General features: G+C 54.0%; 6 tRNA genes. All 6 read right to left on the reverse strand.

The window, feature by feature from the left end:
- Position 1 precedes the first annotated feature (1 nt).
- Positions 2-76: transfer RNA gene (locus tag OK414_RS29790), tRNA-Gly, on the reverse strand.
- A 9-nt stretch (positions 77-85) separates the two neighbouring features.
- Positions 86-158: transfer RNA gene (locus OK414_RS29795), tRNA-Lys, on the reverse strand.
- Between the two features lie 4 nt (positions 159-162).
- Positions 163-237 (reverse strand) — tRNA-Gln (locus tag OK414_RS29800).
- 6 nt (positions 238-243) lie between these two features.
- Positions 244-327, reverse strand: a tRNA-Tyr gene (locus OK414_RS29805).
- Between the two features lie 8 nt (positions 328-335).
- A tRNA-Thr gene (locus OK414_RS29810) sits at positions 336-411 on the reverse strand.
- A gap of 4 nt (positions 412-415) precedes the next feature.
- Positions 416-491, reverse strand: a tRNA-Val gene (locus tag OK414_RS29815).

Raw genomic sequence — 491 nt, forward strand, 5'->3', positions numbered from 1 at the left:
ATGGAGCGGAAGACGAGGTTCGAACTCGCGACCCCCACCTTGGCAAGGTGGTGTTCTACCACTGAACTACTTCCGCTTATTAAAATGAGCCATGAAGGACTCGAACCTTCGACCCTCTGATTAAAAGTCAGATGCTCTACCAACTGAGCTAATGGCTCTCTATGGCTGGGCTAGCTGGATTCGAACCAACGCATGACGGAATCAAAATCCGTTGCCTTACCGCTTGGCGATAGCCCAATAAAATGGTGGAGGGGGGCAGATTCGAACTGCCGAACCCGAAGGAGCGGATTTACAGTCCGCCGCGTTTAGCCACTTCGCTACCCCTCCGATATAAATGGTGCCGGCAAGAGGACTTGAACCCCCAACCTACTGATTACAAGTCAGTTGCTCTACCAGTTGAGCTACACCGGCACGGTGGTGGAGGATGACGGGATCGAACCGCCGACCCCCTGCTTGTAAGGCAGGTGCTCTCCCAGCTGAGCTAATCCTCC

It is taken from the genome of Priestia sp. JV24, from assembly GCF_025910025.1.
GTDB lineage: Bacteria > Bacillota > Bacilli > Bacillales > Bacillaceae_H > Priestia > Priestia megaterium.